Genomic DNA, 17129 nt, shown 5'->3' with positions numbered 1-17129 from the left:
AATGCAAGGAACGAAACACATCCATCTCATCGGCATCTGCGGCACGGCCATGGCATCACTCGCAGGCATGTTGCAGGCGCAGGGTCACCGCATCACAGGCTCAGATGCAGCAGCGTATCCGCCCATGAGCGACCAACTGCTCGCCATGGGCATCACGCCCCTGCAGCCCTACAACGAAGCGCATCTCGACCCCACACCAGACCTCGTCGTCATTGGCAACGCCATCTCGCGCGGCAACGTGGAACTTGAAGCGGTGCTTGATCGCCGCTTGCCATTCACCAGCATGGCCGCACTCATTCACGATGAATTCCTGCGCAATCGCGAGCCACTCGTCGTCAGTGGCACGCACGGCAAAACAACAACCACCAGCATGCTCGCGTGGATTTACGAGACTGCATCGAAGCTCGATCCGCAGTTCACCCCATCGTTCTTGATCGGTGGAGTCGCAGAGAACTTCGGCGCCAGCTTCGCCGTACGCGAGTCATCTCCCTTCATCCTCGAAGGCGACGAATACGATACGGCGTTCTTCGATAAAGGCCCCAAGTTCCTACATTACTTCCCATCTGCGGCCATCCTCACACACGTCGAGTTTGACCACGCAGACATCTACGCCGATCTCGCCGCTGTTAAAACGGCATTCAAGCGTCTGGTCAATCTCATTCCCCGCAGTGGACGATTGATCGCTTTTGACGGCAGCGAAAACGTAACTGAGTGCATCGCCAAAGCCTTCTGCCCGGTAGAGCGCTACGGATTTAAAGAAGGTTCGTTCTGGAAACTAACCAACTTCCAGGCCGGAGCTACCTCGCGCTGGACACTACTGCGGCAGGGCGAACACTTCGTAGACCTCGAACTCCCCATGGCAGGCGAACACAACGCGTTGAACGCGTCCGCCGCCGCCGCACTCGCAGCAGGACAGGGCGTTCCCGCTGCCGCCATCATCGAAGGGCTCAAAACCTTCCGCAGCGTCAAGCGTCGCCTGGAAGTGCGCGCCGAGATCGATGGCATAACTATCATCGACGACTTCGCACATCACCCCACGGCCATTCGTGAAACGCTGCGAGCTCTGCGCGGATCGTACCCAGGCCGTCGCCTGGTGGCTGTACTCGAGCCACGCTCCAACACACTACGCCGCAACGTCTTCGAGCGCGAGCTTGTTGAAAGCCTTGCAATTGCTGATCGCGTCGTGCTCGCAGAGGTCTATCAATCCGGCAACATCCCCGCGGAAGAGCGCCTACATCCCGCTGCTGTAGTTGGTGCATTGAACATCGCAGGCGTCCCGGCCACACTGTTGCCCGATGCAGCTGCCATCACCACGGAACTCGCATCCTCGCTGCAAAGCGGCGATGTCGTAGCTATCCTTTCCAACGGCGGTTTCGGCGACATTTACAACAAGCTGCCCGCAGCCCTGAGGTCTCGTTAATATGTGGGCCGCATTCAAAATGGTCATCACCTTCGCCGGGCTCGGTATCCCGGCGGGCCTCGTCCTCATCCCATGGACGTTCCTCACGAAGAAGATTCAGCCCATGTATCGCGTGGGCAAATGGATCTCCGCAGCGGGCATTCGCGCAGCGGGAATCAAAGTAGAACAGCACGGACGCGAAAACATTCCCGAAGGCGCGGCCATCTTCGTGCCCAATCACATCTCCAATCTTGATCCGCCAATCATGGTGCCGCTCATTCCCGGTACACCCAGCATCATGTTGAAGGCGGAACTCCTCAAAATCCCCGTGCTAGGCAAAGCATGGGAGATGGCGAAGTTCGTACCGGTCTACCGCGAAGGTGGCCGTGAAGCCGCAGTGCGCACGGCTCGTTACGCCGAACAGGTGATTCGTGGCGGCCTATCGATGCTCATCTTTGCGGAAGGCACACGTTCAAAGACTGGCCGTCTGCAAGCGTTCAAAGCAGGCCCATTCCACTTCGCTCAATCCACCGGTGCACCGATTGTTCCTGTGGCCATCGTCGGCACGGAATCCATGATGCAGAAGGGCAGCTCAAGGGTCTATCCAGGCGTCGCGAAGGTCACCTTCCTGCCGCCGGTCGATCCCGCTGACTACCCCAATCGCGCTGAAATGGTTGCAGAGGTACGGCGACGCATTATCAGCGCGTTGCCAGACTCCATGAAGCCACTAGAAACCGAATAAGCTGACAAACGGAATAACCCACGAACTCAGCAGGAAACCAGGGCATTCCTTCCAGCCAGGAACACGCACGAAGTGCTATTTCAGGAATGCGTTGTAGCCGTCGGACAGCAGCTTCTGCCGCGTAACTTCTGCAGACTTACGATCCGTGAACGGACCAATCTGCACATGGATCAGGTGATCGTTCGCGTCGCTGCGTTCCACCACCTTGTATCCGCGACGCCCCAGCGCGCTCTTCAGCACGTCAGCATCTTCCTGGTGTGAGACGGCAGCAATCTGCACAAACACTGAGCCAGGCGCAGCAGCAGCGGTTGTTACAGGAGCCGCTGCCGGAGTAGGAACTGCTGGAGGCGGGGTGGTTCGCACAACAGGTGCAGGCGCAGGAGTCGTTGTTGCAACAGCCGGACGCGTAGGAGCCGGAGCAGCAGGCGTCACAACAGCCGTACGAGCGGGAGCCGTAGCAACATTCTGGGTCGACTTGCCGTTCGCATCGTTCGCTTCTTGCTGCGACATGTATCCCGGCACAGGCTGAATTGCTGGCGACCCAGGAGCAGGCTTGTCTGACGCGGAACTATGCGATGCCGCGTCGTCCGCGGAGCTGTCGGTCGCAGTGGAATTCGCTGCGGTCACCGGCGCCTGCGTGGACTTGCGGCCCATCGAGTAGCCAAAGCCGAAGAAGACGGCGCAGATAAGTGCCAGTGCAAAGAACAGCGCCAGCACCGTTCCGGTGTTCAACGTCACTTCACGATCCGCGGGCGAGTGATCGGCCATTTCCACGGAACGTTCGCGGCTGCGATCCTCCGCACCACGGCGGGTGCGGAGAGAAATATCGTCATCCGTATCGAACAGGGAACTCATCGCCGATTGCCTTTCGCAGGAATTTCTACCGCGTTAGAAGTGTACGAAAATTCCCGCTTCAGGTTCCGTGGTGAAGGTGGTCTTCTTGATACGCAGGTAGTTCTGGTCGAAGTCGGGAGCCTTGTAGAACAGCTGGCGAATGCCAAAGCGGAAGCCAAAGTGGTCCGAGAACATCTTCTCGCCACCCACGTGATAGTAGTACGTCATGCGTGCCTGTGTTTGCAGGCTCTGGCCGCCAAACTTCGTCGGCGTGAACGAGTACACACCCGCACCGCCACTGATGAACGGCTGCACTCCGAAGAATTCATGCGGAGGCCGGACCAGGTAGCCGAGTGTGTATTCGTGGGCCGTTGTCTGCGTGGCAAACGGACCGCTGTTGGCACCTGTGCTGGCGTTCAGGTTGCAGCAGGTATAGCTCTGCGTCACACGGCCATAGCTGTAGTTGAATTCCAATCCCTTATAAGCCGACTTCTGCGCGCGGATCGTTGCCAGCACACCGGCTGCGGTGCTTGCGCTCTGCGTCAGGTTGTAGGGAACATTGGGAGCATTGCTGGTGATCGAGCCGCTGACATCCTTCGTGAAGAAGGCCATGCCGGAAACGCCAAGATCAAAGTGCGCGAGAAACTTGCTCGTGCGGGTGGCGGTGGGCTGGGTGTCCTGCGCGTGAGACAGCGCCGGAGAAAGGGACAGAAGAGCAATCAGTAGAGTTGCAAACCGCTTTGGCATCAGACAGCAAAACCTCGGCCGGGCGTATGTTCACCGGATGTTTTCAGTTTACGCGAAGCCAGCCGGATCTGGTCTGGTTCCGCAGGATGGAAGCCGGAACCGCCGGAATTACGTCAGACATTTTCCGTCGCTTGTCGGTCCAGGCTGGAAGCAAGGGGGACGGCCGTTACCTCCAGCAACATGCCGTCGGCGCGCAGCACCTTCACGTGGTCGCCTGCTGCTACGGCACTATCTTTTGAGGTCAGGCGCGCCTGCCAGAGCTCCCCGCGCACCAGAACGTGGCCTTCCGGAGCCAATGGCGTTTGTGCGATAGCCAGCCATCCCAGCATGGCGTCTGATCCAGTTCGCACCTTGGAGCGCCGGGCCTCCAGGCCCAGCACCAACAAAGCGGCGGTAACGCCCCCGAATCCGACACCTGCTCCAATTGCAGTCGCCCAGCTTACCTGCAGTTCCGGAAGTGGGCCGTTGACCAGCCCGGCCAGTCCCACCACCATGCAGATAACAGCTGCTGTCGCGAACCATCCATGTCGGATGCTCTTCGCTTCCAGCATCATCAGCGTAATCGCAACAAGGCACAGCGACATACCGTAGCCTGTCAGCGGCAGCCGCGACAGGGAATACACCGCCAGCAGAACCAGTAGGACACCTGCTGCTCCCGGAACAACCACGCCGGGCGTATTAATCTCCAGGTAAATCAGCAACAGCCCCAGCGTCAGCAGCAAAACACACAGGTTGGGGTTCATCAGGGCAAGCAGCAGATCCGTCTGGGGCGATGGCCAATCGGATTCCACGCGAGCGTGAGTCAGGTCCAGCGTCGTGCTCGTGCCGTTCTTTCGATATCCCTTGTCGCGGAGAAAGCGAAATACATCCGCCTGTTTTTCTGCCACGCCATCAATCAAGCCCATTTGCAGCGCATCGGTCGCGTTGAACCAGTGAATGCCGCTGCTCAGTTCATCCACACCATCCAGTCGTCGCCCATGCCGACGCTGAGCATCCACCAGCGCCAGGGTAAGCCGCTTGCTTCCTGCGGACCTCTCCTGTGGACGCAGTTTGCGGGGCGTCTCTGTCCACAACGGAGTCAGATAACTAGTCTTATCCATCAAGGCCACATCGGCCTCCGCCACCAGGCGCAGCGCCTCTCCGCTCACCCGGCTATCCCCGGCGCCAAGCCACACAATGATCGGTGTCTGCGAACTCCGCATCGCCGCCACCATGCGATCTGCGGACTCACTCATTCCTCCCGGCGAACTCAGATTCACCAGAATCGCGGCTGCACGCAACCGGTTCGCGCGTCTCACGGATTTCACGAACACCTCAGCCCGAGCCGGCTGCAGAGTGTCATGAAACTCAATCACGATCACACGCGGTGGAGGTGGCAACTTCGGCGGTTGAGCACCGTGAAGGTGCAAAACAGACGACAGCATCAGGAGCAGCAGAACAAATCGCTTCATGGCAGCGACACCCCACGTCCTGCCAGCAGATTTTTCATCGCCAATGCCGATCCGTTCTGTGGTTCCAATCGCAAAGCATTGCCCACATCTGAAGCAGCAGCCACGTTGTTATTCACGCTGATATCCAATCGCGCCAATACCAGGTATGCGGCGGCATTCGGCTTGGCATTCAAACTTGCCTGCGCTTCCTTGCGTGCATCGTCGGCATTGCCAGAACGTTCCCGCACCATCGCCAGCCCCACATGCGCCTCTGACGACTTCGGATCAGCCTGCAGTGCCGACTGGAACTCGCGTTCCGCCTCCAGCACCAGGCCCTGGTTCAGATAATCCTGTCCCGCCTGCGTATAAGCGGCGGCCTGCTGATCTACGGGCAACGAAGCAAGGTGCGCCGCACGAATCTGGTCCAACTGAAATGCCGCCTGCCGGAACGCCGCTTCAGAATACGTGCGACGAATACGTTCCTGCGGATCAAATCCTGCAGGTGCCTGCTGCGTCCCGCCAATCACTGCCTGAAGCTGTTTTGCATCCGCATCGTTCGGACGCAGCTTCACCGCCTGATCAATCTGTTCCTTGGCGTGAACGTTATCGCCCTTGCGCCGATAGCTGACCGCGAGATTGAAGTGGTAATCCGCATCCTGTGGGTCAGCCTGCGAAGCTCGAGACAGTTGTCCAATGCCGTCTTTGTGTTGACGAGCCATCGCCACGCCCTGGTTATTCACCACTTCCGGCAGCGGAAGCTTGGTGCTCACCGTGGCAAACGCGGCCTCAGCATCGGCATACTTCGCGCTGTTGAACTGAGCCAGTCCACGATAGAAACCTGCCTCCAGTGCCAGCGGATCATTCGACGGCACCTTGCCCAGCGTCGCCGCGGCAGCTTCATAATCGCCGCGTGTGTACTGCATCTTGCCCAGCGCCAGCAGGGCATCGGTGTTGTCTGGCGCAAGCTGCACAGCCGTCTTCAGGCGATTCAAACGTTCATCCGCAGTAGGAGCCGTAAGCCCGCGGATATAGCTCTCATACGCATCCAACTTCAGCCCCGCCGATGCCGCCTCAAACGTCGTCTGCGACACGTTGAACTTCGGGTCCATCGTGCGCGCCACCAACCACGCCAGGTTGTTCTCCACATCCAGCAGCCGCGGCAGCCCCGCACTCTGTTCCAGCGGCGTAGTCATGTTCAGCTTGTTGACGGCCAGCACTTGCGCACCCGCAGTCACAGTTCCATCGGCAACGTTGAAGCTGCCCACCACCACAAACTGCGCGTCCAGCGTCTGTGCAATACGGATCGTCGTAGCGCGTGAAGGCCGAAAGCCTTCCGGCAATCCAAGGTGATCCAACGCATACACGCGGTCATCACGAGAAATGGTAAGGAAGCCAGCCGACCGTAGTCGTGCGTTCAACGTGTTGGCAAACGACTCGCCAATCCAATCCAGATTCGCCTGTCCGGAACGGTTATCAAACGGCAGCACCAGCACCACACGCCCGCCCGCTTCCTCCTGGGCTTGCGCCGCAAAGGCCGGAACAACGGTGGCAACAGCCACAAGAGCAATCCGGCTGAATGAGGTCAGACGCATAGGCAGGATTATAGTTGTCGGCCCCCACCCATGCCGCGAAACGGAAGTCGTAAGCGCACATCATAGCCGCGCGGGAACGTGATCACCGCAGCCCACTCGCCCTTGCGATCTTCCTCCCAAACAACCTGCCCATGCAGCATCGCAGCGGCCTCCGCTGGCAACAGGTCAGCGTGCCAGTCATAGAAACGTTTGTCATCATCCCGACTATGCCCGGCCAGGTTCAAACCACCCACCGGCGGGTCATACTTTGTGGAAAACACAATCACCACGTCATACGCACCGGGGTCCACCGTGGCCTTACGCAACTCTTCACGCGAAAAATTGTCGACAGCCGCCGTCTTCATCGGCGCTTTGAGATAACCCAACTCAGGCCGCTGCAAGTCCGCCAGCACCGGCCAAGCCGTCAGCACGGTCGCCTGCGGATAACGCTTCGTCACAAAATCAATCGCATGCTGGTGAACCACAATCATGTCGCGATACGCCAGGTTATCTTCCGGCGCAAACGGATACGGCGGATTCACTTCGCACCCAATGCCAAACGCAATCAACGATAACCCGGCAATCAGCGGCCAATGCCGCGTCCGGCTCTGCCATGCCGCCACACATGCCATCAACAACAGCGGATACGCAGGCAGCACATACCGCGTCAGCAGCGCTCCGCCAAGAACGGAGAACGCAACCCACTGCACCACCAGCAACACCGCAATCATGCGCAACGCAGGTTTTGGAAGAATCGGTTTGCCTGTTCGCGAAGGCAGCAGAAAAATCACAACGGCTGCTATCACCGGCAGGAAAAGATTCATGTGCGTTGTCAGATGCACCATCCGATGCCGCAACGACGAAAGCACTCGTGCCACCGACATATTCGCCGTAGCGTTGTAGCGCAGATATTCGGGATTCCCGAACGTGAAGCCCGTCTTCCAGTGGTGATACACGTACCAAAGCACCAGCACCAACGCCGGAGCAACAAGCGCCAGCAACCATCGCCAGTCCAATCGATGAGGCCGCTCTGCATCTTCCGGTAAAGCATCTCCGTGGATGCGAGCCATCACCGCGGGCCGACGATCCGCCAGCAGCATCAACTCAAAACAAAACAGCGCCGCCGGTATAACAATCGCCGTTTCCTTCGCCATGCAATCCAGCGAAAACAGCACGGCAACCCACACCGCATTATGACCAACAGAATTATGCGAACGAGATAAGGTCCATCCCGGCCGATCCGCATAAAAACAAAGCGCCCACAGCGTAAACGCGGCAGCAAACATATCCGCATGCGCCAGTGTGCTCTGCGCAAACCAGACTGGATAAATCGCCGTAAGCACCAGCACAGCAAACGCCGCGGCCTGCCCCACGAACATGCGTGCCAGCTTGAACACAGCCAGCAGCGCAAACGTCGTGACCACGCACATCAACAAACGTGTCGAAAGAATGTGAAAGCCGAAAATCTTCCACCACGCCGCCATCACAACGCTCGGCAGAGGAGGATGCGCATTGCGCACCGTAGTCACGGGAATGACTGTGCCTAAACGGAAAAAGTCCCACGCTGCAGGAATGTAATAGCCACCTTCATCCCAGAAGTAGGGCAGGCGAAGCAGCGTAAGGTGCAGCAGAGTAACCACTGCAAACACAGGAGCGAAGAGACTCGTGACAGAGATCGGCGCGCGTTCCTGTGCGTCCGTCCTGCGTGTCACTTGCTCTTCGCTCCGTGGGTCTTGCGGAAATTAGAAGGAACGGTTTACTGAACCGGTCCGCCCTGTGCCTGCGGCTCCAGCTTGATTTCGCCGAAGGTGCCTTCGTACTGTGCCAGGTTCTGGCCCAGGATGTTGAACAGAGCCTTCGCCTGCTGGGGCGACAGGAAGATGCCCTGCTTCGTGAGGAAGGTAACCTCGTCAGGCGAGTTGGACTGCATGGTGCCGAAGACAAGCTGGAAGTCCCACACGCTCATGCGGATCTGTACGCTGTTGGCGTACACGTCGTTGTAGTCGTCGCTCTGGGTCACGCGAAGGGTGGGTTCGATCTGTGTGTTGTCGCTCATGATCTCTCTGGTGAAACAGGATTCGTGGTGCGGGAGAGGGGACTTGAACCCCTACGGATCGCTCCGCTAGATCCTAAGTCTAGTGCGTCTGCCAATTTCGCCACTCCCGCGGCCGTGCATCCAGTCTAAATGCCTTTTGCTGCCGATACCGACCCGGAACCACGCGGAAATCGTGAATAGTGCAGAAACATTCCGCCACGCCAAAAAGTAGCTCCGGAATCCTAAGCGCCAACGGCGCGACCAAATATTAGCCTAGGGCGAAGCCCTAGGTAATCCCGTATAAAACGACGTAAGGGCGAAAGGCCCGCTCTATCGTCTTTGGCTTATACGTGCCGGAAGCGGCTGTTTTCACGATCTTTAGCCACACGCCCGATAGGGAACACATCGCCATGAAAGACCAGAAACACCCCACCGTTCAACAGTCGGGTGGCAAGCAGGCTCTCTGTCAGGTTCTGAATCGCGTCTGAACCCTCAATTCCAAACGGCGTCATCGCCCCGGTAAACACCACCGGCACATTCCCCGACCCGGAATTGCGCGCCAGTGCATCGGCCACCACCTTGCCGGTTTCCACAACGGTGTCCGTACCATGCGTCACCAGAACCGGAACACCTTCAATCGCCTTCGCCAAAGCTCGTTCGGCAATCAGCCTGCGGTCCTCATCTGTCATGAACAAAGAATCCTTGTTCATCAACTCTTCAACGGTGATTTCAATATCCGGCAGCCGAAGCAAAGAAAGGCAGCGGCGAATCTGCGGCTCAGTATTCTCCATGGAACCTGCCTGCTCCACATACCGCTTCTCAATCGTGCCGCCAGTAGTAATCAGGTGAACGCGATGCATCACCACATCATAAGGCGATACCGAGAAATACATAGCTTATTCGCAGATCTTCACTTGATTGAAGGTGTACACTTCGGCACGTCTGGCCACCATTGCGCGCTGATACATGGAAATGTTTAGCGCAGAAATAACTGCAAGTTTCTTCAAGCAAACAGATCGACAAACTCAAATCCCTGACAGCTTGCCTCTGCCCTCAGACGGCGACATGTCAGCACGCAGCGTCGAGAAAGTCTCCCAATAAAACGTAAGCGGTATTGAGTGTGGCGCTTTTGGAGCTGTTGCCTCTACCCATCAGACGTTCGCATTCAGCCACCAAACTTCCCATGAAGTCGAGCCTCGGAGGAGGAAAGACATGGCAGACGTGAGCATCGCGAAAGTTGACATGAAGTTTGAGATCGTTGTGATCCCTGTCTCAGATATTGATCGCGCCAAAGAGTTCTACATGAAGCTGGGATGGAGATTGGACGCCGATTACGACAACGGCACGGACTTCCGTGTGGTTCAGGTAACGCCACCGGGTTCCGGATGCTCCGTCATCTTCGGCAGAAATGTCACAGCGGCAACGCCCGGCTCCGTCGAAGGTCTATACCTCATCGTTTCTGACGTTGAGGCTGCGCGTGCGAACTTGCTCAGCCTCGGCGTCGCCGTCAGCGAAGTGTTTCACGGTGGAGATAATGTGTACTCCGGCCCGGATAAGCCGTATCTGTTTGGCAGCATTCGCGTCAAAGGGCCTGATCCGGAGCATCGTAGCTATCGTTCTTTCGCCTCGTTCAGTGATCCCGATGGCAACGGCTGGATTTTTCAAGAGATCGTCGCCCGACTACCAGGCCGCATCGATTCCACCGCAACCACATTTGCATCGGTGAACGATCTAACAGCGGCGCTTCGGCGCGCTGAAGCGGCACACGGCGAACATGAAGCCCGCAACGGTGGAAAGCGCGACGAAAACTGGGCGGATTGGTACGCGGTGTATATGGCGGCGGAACAGTCCGGCGCTCCTCTCCCGCAATAGTCGGTTGCTTCATCACGGATGACATCGAACGAGCAACCAGCTCCGTTCGGAAACCGGCTCGTCGATAGTCGAGCAATACAAGGAGAAGTCATGAAGCTCTCAGGCAAAAAGGCTCTCATCACAGGCGGAAACAGCGGCATCGGTCTCGCCACCGCACGCCTCTTCGTGTTGGAAGGCGCTGAAGTCGCCATCACCGGTCGCGACCAAACAACACTCGATGAAGCAATTCTCGAACTTGGCTCGCAAGCGCATGGCTACAAGGCCGACGTGACCGTAGCAGAGGAACGCAAGAAGTTATTCGCGGATCTAGCCAAAGATTTTGGAAGACTCGACATCGTATTCGCCAACGCCGGAATTACAGGAAGAACACCCGTCGGCACAGCAGACGAAGCGGTGTTTGAGAATGTCATCCGCGTTAATCTCAATGGCGCATTCTTCACCGTCAACTCCGCCGCCCCGCTGTTGAACGACGGCGCCAGTGTCATCTTCAACGGTTCAGTACATAACTATCTGGGCCAGGCCGGAGTAGCTGCCTATGCAGCCACGAAGGGAGGAGTCGTCGCCATGGCTCGTGCCATCGCTGCCGATCTTGCGCCTCGCAACATTCGCGTCAACACAGTCTCGCCCGGAGCCACCAGGACTCCCATCTGGAAGCGCGGATCTCGCGCCTCAATCTCCGCGGAACAGTCCGCCAAGGTAGATGAATTATTTTCCTCAACGGTCCCGTTAGGCCGCTGGGCTGAAGCGGACGACGTCGCGAAAGCCGTACTCTTCCTCGCTTCCGACGACTCGTCTTACACCAACGCCGTTGAGCTAATGGTGGACGGAGGACTAACGGGCGCTCCGTTTGGAGCGCCTTTCCTGCGCGGTTGATGACACGAAGTATGGACGTCACCGCTCTTGAAGAGCGATGCATCGCTGCGCCTAAAACGGATGGATGCTCAGCGTGGTTCCTTCAAACAGATACTCGCAAGGCTCTGTCCGCTGCGTTCCATCATGCACCACAAACTTCTTCCGCGACTCAATCCCACGCGTACTCCACAGGCTCACACCTGCATACGCGCCATCCTTGCGAAGGATGTAGTAAATCATGTCCAGATACCGCAGCCGGCTCATGTCGTTGTTGTAGTTCTTCGCAATGCGACGAAGCGCTTCCATCCCCGCTTCCTTCGGACTCCGCCCCTGGCGCATCAGTTCCACAATCGTGTGAGCACCCACCACCTTGATGTTCTCTTCACCATTGCCTGTGGCACCCGCGGAACCAACCTCAGGATCAACAAAACATCCCGCACCCACAATCGGAGAATCACCCAGCCGTCCCGGAATCTTGAACGCCATACCTGAAGTCGTAGTAGCGCTGCTGATCTCACCCTTCGGATTCAGCGCAGAAACATTGATCGTCCCCGTAGTAGGCCACAACAATTCGCGAACCGCGGCCCGCTGCAACGACTCCGGAATCCCAGCCTCCTTAGCAAGCGCAAGACCTCGTTCAATCTGCTGCTTCACCAGAGGCATGTGTTCCGGCCCAGGATGACGCGGCAGTTGCGTAATCGCTCCCGGAGGAGTCGCACGTTGCGCATCGGGCGGCAGCTTGAACTCCGGCGAATCCAACCCCGGCCCCCAGAAGCCGCGACCATGCTCCTTCCACAGCAGCCAGATCTTGCGCGCAGGTTCCGTCAGCAGATTCTCCGCAACAAAACCCTCAGCCACCGCGAAGTCATGCGCACCCTGTCCCGCCAACATCACATGCGCCGTCCGCTCCATCACCGTTCGCGCAAGCTGCCCCACATGGCGAATCTCCGGCACACCACCCACCGCACCACAACGACGCGTCGGCCCATGCATCACCGAAGCATCCAGCTCCACCACACCCGCCTCATTCGGCAACCCGCCATACCCCACCGAGTGATCCGCAGGATCATCCTCGCGCGCAGAGCAAACATGCAGCGCAGCAGTCAGCGTGTCCTCACCCTGCAGCAACATCTGGTAAGCCTCTTCCACTGAGTGGTCACCCGTCTCGCGAGTAATCAGCACAGGCTTCTTCGGCGCACTAAACGTAGGCTCCGCATTGGCAGTGGCTCCCGCAAGCATCGGCCCCGCAAAAACAGAAAGAGCCCCAGAACGAAGAACAGAACGACGTGTCGGCATAAGTGAGAAGAGTGTAGAAGACAAACCCATCCAGCGTCTCGCACACGCTTTATCGCGATGTCATAATTTGCTGGATTTTTGTCATGGAAAACCGTGTAACCAGCCGCCTAAAGTGAAAAGCGAAGGGGCATCGCAATGTCAGTTTCCCGCCGCCACCTCGGCATCCCTGATTCAGTCCTCGCAAACGAAGCCACTCAAATCCTGCGTGAGCACTCGACCGATCTACTCATCAATCACTCCATCCGCGTCTTCCTGTTCGCGGCGGAATACGGTCGTCAAAGCTCGTTGCGTTTTGACACCGAACTCCTCTACGTCGCAGCCGCCTTCCACGACTTCGGCCTCCTCAAAAAGTTTTCAAGTCCCGATGAGCGATTCGAAGTCGACGGCGCAAACGCAGCCCGCCAGTTCCTCACCACGCATCACATCCCTGAAGACGACGTGCAACTGGTATGGGAAGCCATCGCGCTCCACACCACGCCCGGCATCACGCAATATATGCGGCCAGAGGTCGCGTTGCTTTATTCAGGTGTAGGACTCGACGTACTCGGAAGAGGCATCGATACATTCCCTGAGGCATTGCGAAACGAAATCGTCGCTCAGTACCCGCGCAAACAATTCAAGGAACGCTTCATCCGGGAGTATTTTGCAGGCTTCGCACACAAACCTGGCAGTACGTACGGCACAGTCAACAGCAGCGTGTGCGATCGACTTCTACCAGGCTACAAAGCTCCAAACGTATGCGACCTGGTAGCAGCCTCGCCATTTCCTGACAGCGAATAAAGCAGCACTACATCATCCAGTGGGTGTATGCATAAATCGCAATCGTGCCCAGAAGCGGTCCCATCGCAGTCTCAAAGTAAAGGCCCATAAGGATCGCAACCATATGATCCTGATCAAACTCCTCAGAGCTATAAGGATGGACCTTCGCCAATCCACTGGCCAAGTGTTTAGCCGCGGTTATGCGCACTGACTTGAGTGAAGTGCGCAAGCCTGCCTTCTTCGATTGCGATGAAGGCACCGTGCCGGAATAAGGAAAGGTTGAAGTTAGTGTGCTCATGACGACATCTCCTTTTGCGTTGAGTAACTGTGAAAGTAGTGGATCCGCGATGTTTCCAAAGCGCGGATCCAATGAAGTGACGAATGTTCAAACAAGCGCGCTAAACCTCTGAGTTCTGAAAGGGCGAATTCTGAATCTGTTCATAAAAATTGCTGCGTTTGTAGTTACGAAGAAAGTGCGAGCAGATGTCTTCGTTGCACGTGCCTTCCGCCGTCACGGTCTTATGTTCAAAGCCACCAAGAAAAGCTTTGGCAATACCTTGTTTGAAGTCGACACGCGGATACTCCGCCACAACCTTTTCGCGGATGTCTTGTGGGAAATCCTCATATCCAATACCCAACACATCCAGCCCAACGCCGTTGTAAAGCAGCTCAACCTCAATTGGTTTGTAGGCCACAATGCCCGGCGTCGTATGCAGCGCAATCGCATCCCACGCTGTTTGAATGCGAGCATTCGGCACTCCATGGTGCTCCAAAAATTGCCGCACAGCATTCGCACCATCCACCTCAAACCGATCGGCCTCACTGCTGAACTTCTTCAACAGCCCAAGATCATGAAAAGCAGCGCAGATGAAAAGCAACTCCGCATCAAACTTCTCTCCCGCCTGCTTGCCCTGTTCATTCGCCCAAAAGAAAACGCGGTGCGAATGATTGAACAACAGCGGAGTACTGAACTCCCGCAACAATCCCGTCGCTTCGCGCGTCAACTTGCTATCAGGTACGCCCGGCTGCACATGTTGAAATTCAGCGGCAGGTGTCGGCACGGGAATGATCACCTTCGGACGACGAAACATAGTCACCGCTTCTGACCCGCCTTGAGCAAGACCTTCCAGCGCAGGATCCGTCAGTGTGGCCGCGTTCTTCAGAATGTTGTGGGTGTTCGATGTCATATCGTTCTCCTTGTGCATAAACGTAGCCCCGGGCAATCTCCGTCGCCACGACGCGAATACAGCAAATTAGGACATCGCAGCCGTAGAATCCCCGTATGCGAAGGGTCGTCATCGTAGGGCTTCCACCGGTACAAATTCTCGATGTCAGTGGTCCGCTTGAAGTGTTTTCAAGCGCGCCCGGATACACCGTGCAACTCGGCAACCCCGGCACTGACACCAGCCTGCAAACCAACAGAGGAATCGCGTTAGCCGGAGCCCTTCCCATTCACGAAATCACCGGCCCAATCGACACTCTGGTGATCGCAGGTGGCCCGGGCTCTGAAACAGGTTCTTACGATGAAGATTTCGTCGCATGGATCGCCGATGCCAGCACACGCTCCCGCCGCGTAGCATCCATCTGCACCGGAGCCTTCCTTCTTGGCGCAGCCGGCCTCATCGATCACAAGAACGTCGTAACGCACTGGAAGTTCTGTGACGAACTTGCCCGAAAGTTTCCTCTCGCGTGCGTTCAACCTGACCCCATTTACCTGAAAGACGGAGCCATCTATACCTCCGCCGGCATCACCGCAGGTATCGATCTTTCTCTGGCCTTAGTGGAAGAAGATCTTGGTCATGAAGAGGCATTGAAGGTCGCACGATTCCTCGTCATGTTCCTCGTTCGCCCGGGCGGACAAGCGCAGTTCAGCCACATGCTCTCGCATCAAGCCATCACATTTAAGCCTCTACGAGAACTGCAGGTGTGGGCGTTAGAGAACCTGCGCGAAGATCTCACCGTAGAAAAACTCGCAGAGCGAATCGGCATGAGCCCACGGCATTTCACACGCGTCTGCCTACGCGAAACAAAGATGAACCCCGGCCAATTCGTAGACCGCATGCGCGTCGAAGCAGCGCAGCAAATGATCGACAGCTCCGCCATGGGCCTGAAAGAAATCGCAGACGCATGCGGCTTCAGCTCAGCAGACGCAATGCGTCGAACCTTCCTGCGAGTACTAGGAGTCACAGCAGGCGAATACGCAGACCGCTTCAAGAGCACGATGGCTTAGATGTACCAGCCCATTCATAAATCCCAGGAACCGCACTCATTATTTCTTGACTGTTCATTTCTGACTCGGGAACTATCTGACGATCTTGGGTGTCTACCTCAAACATGACGTCTTATAAGTGGGCAGTACGCGTTGTCGCCTTCATCGTCATAGCAGCAGTGTTTCTTTTGCTATTTGCTTTCCTGGCGGTCCAAACGCAGCAGCGCATGCTCCGTTGGCGAGCACAGCAACTATTAACGGATATGCACCAAATCCGGCTTTATCAAACCAACTGGACGGATGCGCAACGGCTTATGTCCCATTGGGGTCCGTGGGGACATTCCAACGGGACTTGCTCAGCGGCAAGCTGCGAGTACGAAATCACAATCAGCAATTCCCCGACTCATGCGTGGCAGACCTGGCTTCTTGCGCATGATCGTTTCAACCTCTATCAGTGGTTTGGCGGCCGCTACTCCGCGTTTCAAGAATCTTTTACCGTTCACAACGGAGCCATTTGGAGGCAAAGCACCTACATTGCCGTCAGCGTCCCCACGAGAAAAATACGAAGAGAGAATGATTTCGACTGGTCTCTTTCGATAGGTGCCGAAAGTTATCAGAGACTTCATCGGACGCTCAAAAATTGGACGCCCTTTATCGATGATTCGGACTTCCAGCTAGCGCAACACCCTTACTACAAAGTAGGCCGCCCGAGTGGCTGCATGGTTAACTGCGAGATAGGTGTCGCTTACTATTCCACCCATACACCGCAAAACGAAATAGAGAACATCACCTCATACGATTTTTCCTGTTTCACGCGGTTCAGCCCATGCACTAGGCTTGAAGATCTGTTGCCGGCAGCCAAAGAATGGCACCTGTACGACAACGCATACGGGCCCGTGCCCATAGCAGACCCTCCACCACCTCCCTGCAATACCATTCCCGTGTGGGCGCAGGCACGAGACGCCCGTTACGTGTTGGTCATCGAAGCTCTATCTGCTAACGACGTGAACGGCGAAAAGAGCAACAGCGAGGATCAGCAAGCCCAAAAGACGGCACGCGTGCTTGGCTCATTGAAGGAAGCCGCCCCATGGCAACCAGGTGACACCGTAAATGTTGGGAACCGTTATGTATCTCAGACTGCTCTGAACGGTAAAGGAGTCGAAGGCATGATTCCAGGAAAGCGATATATCATCTTCCCCATCGGAAATGATCGGCGGGATCAAGTGGTAACCAGAAGTTCTCCACTCACATTCGAACAATGCGGACTTCGCGAAGACACTCCTGAGATACGACAAGAACTCCAAAAGGGCTTCGCGCAAAACGATGTATTTAACCCCTAGAGCGCATGTATAGATTCACCTTCCGGCCTCAAGCCGAAGCTAA

Annotated in this window: 17 protein-coding genes and 1 tRNA gene; 7 read left to right on the top strand and 11 right to left on the bottom strand. The window is 56.8% G+C overall.

What is annotated here, in order from left to right:
* Nucleotide 1: 1 nt before the first annotated feature.
* Both mpl and M504_RS07150 read left to right on the top strand, forming a co-directional pair.
* Nucleotides 2-1420, top strand: coding sequence for a UDP-N-acetylmuramate:L-alanyl-gamma-D-glutamyl-meso-diaminopimelate ligase (gene mpl, locus M504_RS07155; RefSeq protein ID WP_047489551.1), 1419 nt, complete (start codon nucleotides 2-4; stop codon nucleotides 1418-1420).
* Between the two features lies 1 nt (nucleotide 1421).
* Nucleotides 1422-2141, top strand: coding sequence for a 1-acyl-sn-glycerol-3-phosphate acyltransferase (locus M504_RS07150; RefSeq protein ID WP_047489547.1), 720 nt, complete (start codon nucleotides 1422-1424; stop codon nucleotides 2139-2141).
* A gap of 75 nt (nucleotides 2142-2216) precedes the next feature.
* Here the strand turns inward: M504_RS07150 and M504_RS21160 are convergent, their stop codons facing one another.
* From M504_RS21160 to M504_RS07110, 8 genes are all read right to left on the bottom strand, one after another.
* A complete protein-coding gene (locus M504_RS21160) occupies nucleotides 2217-2996 on the bottom strand; it encodes an SPOR domain-containing protein (RefSeq protein WP_052200492.1) in 780 nt (259 codons plus the stop codon).
* Nucleotides 2997-3029: 33 nt separating this feature from the next.
* Nucleotides 3030-3722, bottom strand: coding sequence for an outer membrane beta-barrel protein (locus M504_RS07140; protein WP_047489544.1), 693 nt, complete (start codon nucleotides 3720-3722; stop codon nucleotides 3030-3032).
* Nucleotides 3723-3835: 113 nt separating this feature from the next.
* Nucleotides 3836-5173 (bottom strand): nodulation protein NfeD, encoded by a 1338-nt coding sequence (locus M504_RS21155; protein WP_052200491.1) that lies wholly within the window; start codon nucleotides 5171-5173, stop codon nucleotides 3836-3838.
* The gene (locus M504_RS07130; RefSeq protein ID WP_047489541.1) at nucleotides 5170-6744 is read right to left on the bottom strand and encodes a tetratricopeptide repeat protein; all 1575 of its coding nucleotides are present in this window, start codon (nucleotides 6742-6744) and stop codon (nucleotides 5170-5172) included. Before M504_RS07130 ends, M504_RS21155 begins: the two co-directional genes overlap by 4 nt.
* A gap of 8 nt (nucleotides 6745-6752) precedes the next feature.
* Nucleotides 6753-8435: a glycosyltransferase family 39 protein gene (locus M504_RS07125; protein ID WP_047489536.1), complete on the bottom strand. Its 1683-nt coding sequence runs from the start codon at nucleotides 8433-8435 to the stop codon at nucleotides 6753-6755.
* Nucleotides 8436-8479: 44 nt separating this feature from the next.
* Nucleotides 8480-8779: a DUF3467 domain-containing protein gene (locus M504_RS07120; RefSeq protein ID WP_047489533.1), complete on the bottom strand. Its 300-nt coding sequence runs from the start codon at nucleotides 8777-8779 to the stop codon at nucleotides 8480-8482.
* A gap of 25 nt (nucleotides 8780-8804) precedes the next feature.
* Nucleotides 8805-8889: transfer RNA gene (locus M504_RS07115), tRNA-Leu, on the bottom strand.
* 213 nt (nucleotides 8890-9102) lie between these two features.
* Nucleotides 9103-9651: an asparaginase domain-containing protein gene (locus tag M504_RS07110; RefSeq protein WP_232296197.1), complete on the bottom strand. Its 549-nt coding sequence runs from the start codon at nucleotides 9649-9651 to the stop codon at nucleotides 9103-9105.
* A 319-nt stretch (nucleotides 9652-9970) separates the two neighbouring features.
* Here M504_RS07110 and M504_RS07105 point away from each other — a divergent pair, with 319 nt between their 5' ends.
* Nucleotides 9971-10630 (top strand): VOC family protein, encoded by a 660-nt coding sequence (locus M504_RS07105; RefSeq protein WP_047489530.1) that lies wholly within the window; start codon nucleotides 9971-9973, stop codon nucleotides 10628-10630.
* Between the two features lie 90 nt (nucleotides 10631-10720).
* Complete coding sequence (locus tag M504_RS07100) at nucleotides 10721-11503, top strand: SDR family NAD(P)-dependent oxidoreductase (RefSeq protein ID WP_047489527.1); 783 nt, start codon at nucleotides 10721-10723, stop codon at nucleotides 11501-11503.
* 51 nt (nucleotides 11504-11554) lie between these two features.
* On the opposite strand, the gene M504_RS07095 is transcribed toward M504_RS07100, so the two are convergent.
* A complete protein-coding gene (locus tag M504_RS07095; protein ID WP_232296196.1) occupies nucleotides 11555-12808 on the bottom strand; it encodes a N(4)-(beta-N-acetylglucosaminyl)-L-asparaginase in 1254 nt (417 codons plus the stop codon).
* A 105-nt stretch (nucleotides 12809-12913) separates the two neighbouring features.
* Between M504_RS07095 and M504_RS07090 the strand changes: the two genes are divergently transcribed.
* Nucleotides 12914-13558, top strand: coding sequence for an HD domain-containing protein (locus M504_RS07090; protein ID WP_047489521.1), 645 nt, complete (start codon nucleotides 12914-12916; stop codon nucleotides 13556-13558).
* A gap of 7 nt (nucleotides 13559-13565) precedes the next feature.
* On the opposite strand, the gene M504_RS07085 is transcribed toward M504_RS07090, so the two are convergent.
* Both M504_RS07085 and M504_RS07080 read right to left on the bottom strand, forming a co-directional pair.
* Nucleotides 13566-13835 (bottom strand): hypothetical protein, encoded by a 270-nt coding sequence (locus M504_RS07085; protein WP_047489518.1) that lies wholly within the window; start codon nucleotides 13833-13835, stop codon nucleotides 13566-13568.
* 100 nt (nucleotides 13836-13935) lie between these two features.
* A complete protein-coding gene (locus M504_RS07080; RefSeq protein ID WP_232296195.1) occupies nucleotides 13936-14724 on the bottom strand; it encodes an HD domain-containing protein in 789 nt (262 codons plus the stop codon).
* Nucleotides 14725-14819: 95 nt separating this feature from the next.
* Here M504_RS07080 and M504_RS07075 point away from each other — a divergent pair, with 95 nt between their 5' ends.
* Nucleotides 14820-15767, top strand: a complete 948-nt coding sequence (locus M504_RS07075) for a GlxA family transcriptional regulator (protein WP_047489515.1) — start codon at nucleotides 14820-14822, stop codon at nucleotides 15765-15767.
* 104 nt (nucleotides 15768-15871) lie between these two features.
* A complete protein-coding gene (locus tag M504_RS07070; RefSeq protein WP_047489512.1) occupies nucleotides 15872-17086 on the top strand; it encodes a hypothetical protein in 1215 nt (404 codons plus the stop codon).
* The last annotated feature ends 43 nt before the right edge of the window (nucleotides 17087-17129 follow it).

It is taken from the genome of Terriglobus sp. TAA 43 (assembly GCF_000800015.1).
GTDB lineage: Bacteria > Acidobacteriota > Terriglobia > Terriglobales > Acidobacteriaceae > Terriglobus.
This window is presented reverse-complemented; position numbering and strand designations above follow the sequence as displayed.

Bases quoted from the DNA above. Each gene is read 5' to 3' on its own strand.
- mpl (WP_047489551.1), top strand. From the start codon at position 2: ATGCAAGGAACGAAACACATCCATCTCATCGGCATCTGCGGCACGGCC.
- M504_RS07150 (WP_047489547.1), top strand. From the start codon at position 1,422: ATGTGGGCCGCATTCAAAATGGTCATCACCTTCGCCGGGCTCGGTATC.
- M504_RS21160 (WP_052200492.1), bottom strand. From the start codon at position 2,996: ATGAGTTCCCTGTTCGATACGGATGACGATATTTCTCTCCGCACCCGC.
- M504_RS07140 (WP_047489544.1), bottom strand. From the start codon at position 3,722: ATGCCAAAGCGGTTTGCAACTCTACTGATTGCTCTTCTGTCCCTTTCT.
- M504_RS21155 (WP_052200491.1), bottom strand. From the start codon at position 5,173: ATGAAGCGATTTGTTCTGCTGCTCCTGATGCTGTCGTCTGTTTTGCAC.
- M504_RS07130 (WP_047489541.1), bottom strand. From the start codon at position 6,744: ATGCGTCTGACCTCATTCAGCCGGATTGCTCTTGTGGCTGTTGCCACC.
- M504_RS07120 (WP_047489533.1), bottom strand. From the start codon at position 8,779: ATGAGCGACAACACACAGATCGAACCCACCCTTCGCGTGACCCAGAGC.
- M504_RS07110 (WP_232296197.1), bottom strand. From the start codon at position 9,651: ATGTATTTCTCGGTATCGCCTTATGATGTGGTGATGCATCGCGTTCAC.
- M504_RS07105 (WP_047489530.1), top strand. From the start codon at position 9,971: ATGGCAGACGTGAGCATCGCGAAAGTTGACATGAAGTTTGAGATCGTT.
- M504_RS07100 (WP_047489527.1), top strand. From the start codon at position 10,721: ATGAAGCTCTCAGGCAAAAAGGCTCTCATCACAGGCGGAAACAGCGGC.
- M504_RS07095 (WP_232296196.1), bottom strand. From the start codon at position 12,808: ATGGGTTTGTCTTCTACACTCTTCTCACTTATGCCGACACGTCGTTCT.
- M504_RS07090 (WP_047489521.1), top strand. From the start codon at position 12,914: ATGTCAGTTTCCCGCCGCCACCTCGGCATCCCTGATTCAGTCCTCGCA.
- M504_RS07085 (WP_047489518.1), bottom strand. From the start codon at position 13,835: ATGAGCACACTAACTTCAACCTTTCCTTATTCCGGCACGGTGCCTTCA.
- M504_RS07080 (WP_232296195.1), bottom strand. From the start codon at position 14,724: ATGACATCGAACACCCACAACATTCTGAAGAACGCGGCCACACTGACG.
- M504_RS07075 (WP_047489515.1), top strand. From the start codon at position 14,820: ATGCGAAGGGTCGTCATCGTAGGGCTTCCACCGGTACAAATTCTCGAT.
- M504_RS07070 (WP_047489512.1), top strand. From the start codon at position 15,872: ATGACGTCTTATAAGTGGGCAGTACGCGTTGTCGCCTTCATCGTCATA.